General features: G+C 68.5%; 5 protein-coding genes. 2 read left to right on the top strand and 3 right to left on the bottom strand.

All coding sequences use genetic code 11. From position 1 onward, the window contains the following. Together ACFE77_RS15900 and ACFE77_RS15895 are read right to left on the bottom strand one after the other, a co-directional pair. Positions 1 to 426, bottom strand: a 426-nt coding sequence (locus tag ACFE77_RS15900; protein ID WP_375422623.1) for a dihydroxy-acid dehydratase, incomplete at its 3' end; no start/stop codon positions are given. Beyond that, on the bottom strand, positions 423 to 1,559 hold the full coding sequence (locus tag ACFE77_RS15895; protein WP_375422622.1) for a galactose-1-epimerase: 1,137 nt from the start codon (positions 1,557 to 1,559) through the stop codon (positions 423 to 425). The genes ACFE77_RS15895 and ACFE77_RS15900, both read right to left, overlap by 4 nt. A 120-nt stretch (positions 1,560 to 1,679) precedes the next feature. Between ACFE77_RS15895 and ACFE77_RS15890 the strand changes: the two genes are divergently transcribed. Together ACFE77_RS15890 and araD1 are read left to right on the top strand one after the other, a co-directional pair. Continuing rightward, positions 1,680 to 2,984, top strand: coding sequence for a sugar MFS transporter (locus tag ACFE77_RS15890; RefSeq protein WP_375422621.1), 1,305 nt, complete (start codon positions 1,680 to 1,682; stop codon positions 2,982 to 2,984). Between the two features lie 31 nt (positions 2,985 to 3,015). Beyond that, a complete protein-coding gene (gene araD1, locus ACFE77_RS15885) occupies positions 3,016 to 4,011 on the top strand; it encodes an AraD1 family protein (protein ID WP_375422620.1) in 996 nt (331 codons plus the stop codon). Positions 4,012 to 4,097: 86 nt separating this feature from the next. On the opposite strand, the gene ACFE77_RS15880 is transcribed toward araD1, so the two are convergent. Beyond that, positions 4,098 to 5,606 (bottom strand): alpha-N-arabinofuranosidase, encoded by a 1,509-nt coding sequence (locus ACFE77_RS15880; RefSeq protein ID WP_375422619.1) that lies wholly within the window; start codon positions 5,604 to 5,606, stop codon positions 4,098 to 4,100. Position 5,607: the final 1 nt, after the last annotated feature.

Raw genomic sequence — 5,607 nt, 5'->3', positions numbered from 1 at the left:
CGTCGCTGCCGCCATCAGGCAGGCAGGCGTGGTCTTGTCGCAGCCGATCGTCAGCACCACGCCGTCGAGCGGATAACCGTACAGGACCTCGACCAGCCCGAGGTACGCAAGGTTGCGGTCCAGCCCCGCCGTGGGTCGCTTGCCCGTCTCCTGGATGGGGTGAACGGGAAATTCCAGCACGATCCCGCCTGCCTCGCGGATGCCCTCGCGCACACGCTCGGCGAGGACGAGGTGGTGGCGGTTGCAGGGCGACAGGTCACTGCCGGTCTGGGCGATGCCGATGATCGGTTTGCCCGATTGCAGCTCGGCAAGGCTCAGCCCGAAGTTGAGGTAGCGCTCGAGGTACAGCGCCGTCATGTCGACATTGTCGGGATTGTCGAACCAGGCGCGGCTGCGCAAGCGGGTCGGGGTGGTGTCGGTGCTCATCGCGCGACCGATAGGCGATACACCATGACGTGGCGATAGGGATGGCCGGGGTCGACCCGCGCGGAGGCGAAGCCCGGCTGGTTGGGCGAATCCGGAAACTTCTGCGGCTCCAGCGCGACGCCGTCGCCCATCCGGTAGAGATGGCCGTTCTTGCCTGCCACCTGCCCGTCAAGGAAGTTGCCGGTATAGACCTGCACTCCGGGCTCGGTCGACAGCACCTCCAGCACCCGGCCCGAGGCGGGATCCTCCAGCCTTGCCGCGAGCTTGGGGGTGGCGGTGAGCCCAGCGTCGAGCGCCCAATTGTGGTCATAGCCGCGGCCGGCGCGGATCTGCTCGTCGCGGCCATCGCGCATCGCATCGCCCAGCGCGCGGGGAGTCCGGAAATCGAACGGCGTGCCTGCGACCCGTCGGCGCTCGCCGGTGGGGATCAGCGTCGCATCGACCGGCGTGTAGGCGGTCGCCGGGACGGTCAGCAAGTGTCGCTCGATCCCTCCCGGCGTGCCCTCGCCGGCAAGGTTGAAGATCGCGTGGTTGGTCATGTTGACCACCGTCGGCTTGTCGGTGCTCGCCCCGTAGGTGATCGTCAGCGCGCCCGCCTCGTCGAGGGCGAAGCTGGTGGTCACGTCGAGGTTGCCGGGATAGCCCATGTCCCCGTCCGGGCTGCGATAGGCGAGCGTCACGCGCGCGACCGGTCCGCTTTCCACCGCCACGACGTGCCACATCTGGCGGCTGAACCCGGCCGAGCCGCCGTGGAGCGCATTGTTCTTGTCGTTGCGGTCAAGCTGGTACGTCCGCCCGTCGAGCGTGAAGCGGGCGGCCGCGATGCGGTTGGCATAGCGGCCGACCGTGACGCCGAAATAATCGGGGTGGCGGACGTAGTCGGCAACGTCGTCATAGCCGATCAGCACGTCGGCCGGGTGCCCGGCCCGGTCGGGCGCGACCAGCGACTGCAGCGTGGCGCCGTAGGTGAGGATCCTTGCGCGGATGCCGTGGCCGTTGCTGAGCGTGATCACCTCGACTGTGCGGCCATCCGGCAGCGTGCCGCCCGGCCCGCGCCGCGCCTCGGCAGCGAGCGCGGGCGTCGCTCCCGCCACCATTGCCGCCATCACTCCGATCGCCAGCCTGCCGCGCATGCCCATCTCCTCGACCGGCGTCGTTGACGCACCGGATGGCACTATCTACGCCGGTGTCGACGGCGGGAACAACCCGCGCCCGCGTCGCGATCCGCGGCGCATACGGGAGATGGATCGACCATGGCGCTGCCCCCGAACGCGACCACGCTCCCGCCGGGCCGGACTGCCTATGGCCCGGCGCTCGCCTTGCTGGCGACGCTGTTCTTCATGTGGGGGTTCATCACGGTCATCAACAACACGCTGCTGCCGCACCTGAGAAGCGTGTTCGATCTCGACTACACGCAGACGACGTTGATCGAGAGCGTCTGGTTCATTGCCTATTTCTTTGCATCGATCCCGTCGGCCAGGTTGATCGAGCGTGTCGGCTACCAGCGCTCGCTCGTCACCGGCCTGGTGATCATGGCCATCGGCGCGGCGGGCATGACGTTGGCCGCGAGCATTCCCTCCTATGCCGTGACGCTGGTGATGCTGTTCGTGATCGCGAGCGGAATCACGCTCCTTCAGGTGGCCGCGAATCCCTATGTCGCGGTTGTCGGCCAACCGGAAACGGCGTCGTCGCGGCTCAACCTCGTCCAGGCGCTCAATTCGGCGGGAACCATGCTCGCGCCGCTGTTCGGGGCGTATCTGATCCTCGGTCGATCGGTCAGCGGCACCGCCAAACAGGGCGCTGTGCTGACGCCGGCCGAGCGGTTGGCCGACGCGCAATCGGTGGTGCTGCCTTATGTACTCGTCGCGGTGGTACTGGTGGTGCTTGCGGTCGCGATCGCGCGCTTTCCGCTGCCGGCGATGGGCACGGCGACCAGCCGCGTCGCGCGCGAGGAGCGCCACCGCCATTCGCTGTGGCGGCACCGCAACCTGGTGTTCGGCATCCCAGCGATCTTCATCTACCTGATCGCGGAGATCGGCGTCGCCAACCTGTTCGTCAACTTCGTCAGCCAGCCGCAGATCGCCGACCTCACGCATGAACAGGCCGGGCGCTATCTGACCTTCCTGTGGGGCGGCATGATGGTCGGTCGCTTCGCCGGTTCGGCGCTGATGCAACGGGTTCGCGCGGAGACGATCCTCGCCCTCGCCGCGATCGGCGCGGCAGCGGTGATGCTGGTGACGGTGTTCTCGACGGGAACGCTCGCGATGTGGGCGCTGATCTCGGTAGGGCTGTTCCATTCGATCATGTTCCCGACGATCTTCACGCTCGGCATCCGCGGTCTCGGACCGCTGACGGAAGAGGGATCGGGACTGCTGATCATGGCCATCGCCGGCGGTGCGCTGGTGGTTGCGCAGGGGCGGCTGGCGGACAGCTATGGCCTGCAGGCATCGTTTCTGCTGACCGTCGCCTGCGAGTTGTACGTGTTGTTCTACGCCGTGTGGGGAGCAAAGCCGACGCACGCGCTCGCGCCGCCACCGCTTGAGGAAGCGCAGGCCTGACCTGCTGGCCCGACCCGTTCGTGAGGAAGCCATGACAACATTACGCCTGCTCCAGCACCGCGCCGGCGATGGCACGCATTCGGTGATCGCCGCCGACGCGGGCGGGGCTTGGCACGTTCCGGATGCCGGCAGCGTGCGCGAGCTGGCGCTGCGCGCGATCGCAGGCGGCACGACGCTCGCCGCGCTCGTCGACCAGGCGGGGCGCGGCGCCGGTGTAGACCTCGCGGCCGAGCTGGACGCCGGCCGGCTGCTCGCGCCGATCGATCACCCGGACGCTGCCCATCTGATCCTCGCGGGCACCGGACTCACGCATCTCGGCTCGGCCGAAGGCCGCGACGCGATGCACCGGACCGCCGCCGAGGCGACGCACCAGACGGACTCGATGCGCATGTTCCTGGAAGGCGTCGCGGGCGGCAAGCCGGCGCCCGGCGAAAGCGGGCAACAACCCGAATGGTTCTTCAAGGGCCAGGGCGACGGGCTGGTCGGGCCCGAACAGCCGCTCGTCTCGCCCGCCTTCGCGGCTGACGGCGGCGAGGAGCCCGAGCTTGCGGGCATCTACCTGATCGGCCCGGACGGGACGCCCCACCGGCTCGGGCTGTGCCTTGCCAACGAGTTCAGCGACCACGTCACCGAACGGCACAATTATCTATGGCTGGCGCATTCCAAGCTGCGTTCCGCGGCGATCGGCCCCGAACTGCTTCTCGGCGACCCTCCCGCGCACGTCGAGGGGGTGAGCCGCGTCCGCCGCGACGGCGCGGTGATTTGGGAAAAGCCCTTTCTGAGCGGCGAGGCCAACATGTCGCACAGCATCGCCAATCTCGAAGCGCACCACTTCAAGTACGCCGGCTTCCGCCGGCCGGGCGATGTCCACGTCCACTTCTTCGGCACCGCGACGCTGTCGTTCGCCGATGGCGTCCGCACGCGATCGGGCGACGTGTTCGAGATCGCAGCCGCGCCGTTCGCATTGCCGCTGCGCAACCGGCTGGAGGTCGCCGCGCCCGTCCCGGTTGCCGTGCGCGCGCTGTGAGCGCCGACCCGCGTCGCTGGTAGGCCGCCACGACAGGTGCGCACCCGCACCTTGCAGCGATAGCGGCGCGCGTCGGTCCCAGCAGTTCAGCGCAGCTCCAGCACCGTTACCGACTTCGCGGGCAGCGTGATCGCGATCCGCCCACCCGAAGCCCGAACGGACGGCAGGTCGCGCGGCGCCAATGCCGCCGGCTGAGCGAAGGTGTTGCGGGCGTCCATGCGCGCCGCCGTCAGCTGCTGCACGGCCGCGCGGCTCACGCCGGCACCGTCGATCCGCAGGCTGACCGGCAGCGCATGTTCGGGATCGGTGTTGACCAGCGCGACATGAAGCCGTCCGTCCGTTCCTCTCACCGCCGAACTGCTGAGCTGGGGCAGGCTGTCCTTGCCCGTCCCGATCCGCCCCGCGGCAACCTCGACCGGCAGCCGCGTCGCATCCTGCCAGGGAAGGTACATGTGGAAGACGTGATAGGTAGGGGTCAGCACCATCGCGCTCCCGCGCGTCTGGATCATCGCCTGGAGCACGTTCACCATCTGGGCGATATTGGCCAACTTCACCCGCTCGGCATGGGCGGTGAAGATGTTGATGTTGAGAGCCGCGATCACCGCGTCGCGCAGCGTGTTTTCCTGTTCCAGGAAACCCGGGTTGCTCCCCGGCGTCGGGTCGTACCACGTGCCCCACTCGTCGACCGCGAGCCACACCCGCCGCTGCGGATCGTACTTGTCCATCACCGCCGAATGGCGGGTGACGATGTCGTCCATCGCCCATGTCCTGGCCAGCGTATGGGTCCACGCTGCCGCGTCGAAGCCCGTCGCCGGGCCTTTCACCGTCCAGTCGCCGGGCAAGGTGTAGTGGTGGACGCCGATGCCGTCGATCAGCTTGCCCGCCTCGCGCATCATCACCTCGGTCCAGGCGGTGTCGTCGTCGGTCGCGCCGCTGGCGATCTTGAGCATCTTCTGCCCGGCCGGCACTTTGACGAAGGTGGCGTAGCGTTTAGTGACGTCGGCGGCGTATTCGGCGCGCATGTTGCCGCCGCAGCCCCACAGCTCGTTGCCCAAACCGAAATACCCGACCTTCCAGGGTGCGTCGCGGCCGTTCTTCCGCCGTTCGCCCGCCAGCGTCGAGGCGGTCGGCGAGGTCATGTACTCGACCCAGTCGGCCATCTCCTGCGGCGGCGCGCTGCCGACGTTGCCCGACACATAGGTTTCGGCGCCGACCAGTTCGGCAAAGGTCATGAACTCGTGCGTGCCGACCGTGTTGGGTTCGGTGACGCCGCCCCAATTGGTGTTCACCTTGGTCGGCCGCGAGGCGGCGGGGCCGACGCCCTCGCGCCAGTGATACTCGTCGGCGAAGCAGCCGCCCGGCCAGCGGATCACCGGCACCTTGATCGCGCGCAACGCGGCGATCACGTCGTTGCGGAAGCCCTGTGTGTTAGGGATCGGTGAGGCCGGCCCTACCCAGATGCCATCGTAGATGCCGTGCCCGAGATGCTCGGCGAACTGGCCAAAGATCTGGCGATGGACGACCGGTCCGGGCCGGTCGGCATGGATGACCACGCTCGCGTCCTGTGCCGCCGCCGCGCCCGATGTCGCCAGCAGC

The organism is uncultured Sphingomonas sp. (genome assembly GCF_964243315.1).
Classification (GTDB): Bacteria; Pseudomonadota; Alphaproteobacteria; order Sphingomonadales; family Sphingomonadaceae; genus Sphingomonas.
The sequence above is the reverse complement of the archived record's forward strand: the minus strand, read 5'-3'. Positions and strand labels throughout refer to the sequence as shown.

Bases quoted from the DNA above. Each gene is read 5' to 3' on its own strand.
- ACFE77_RS15895 (WP_375422622.1), bottom strand. From the start codon at position 1,559: ATGCGCGGCAGGCTGGCGATCGGAGTGATGGCGGCAATGGTGGCGGGA.
- ACFE77_RS15890 (WP_375422621.1), top strand. From the start codon at position 1,680: ATGGCGCTGCCCCCGAACGCGACCACGCTCCCGCCGGGCCGGACTGCC.
- araD1 (WP_375422620.1), top strand. From the start codon at position 3,016: ATGACAACATTACGCCTGCTCCAGCACCGCGCCGGCGATGGCACGCAT.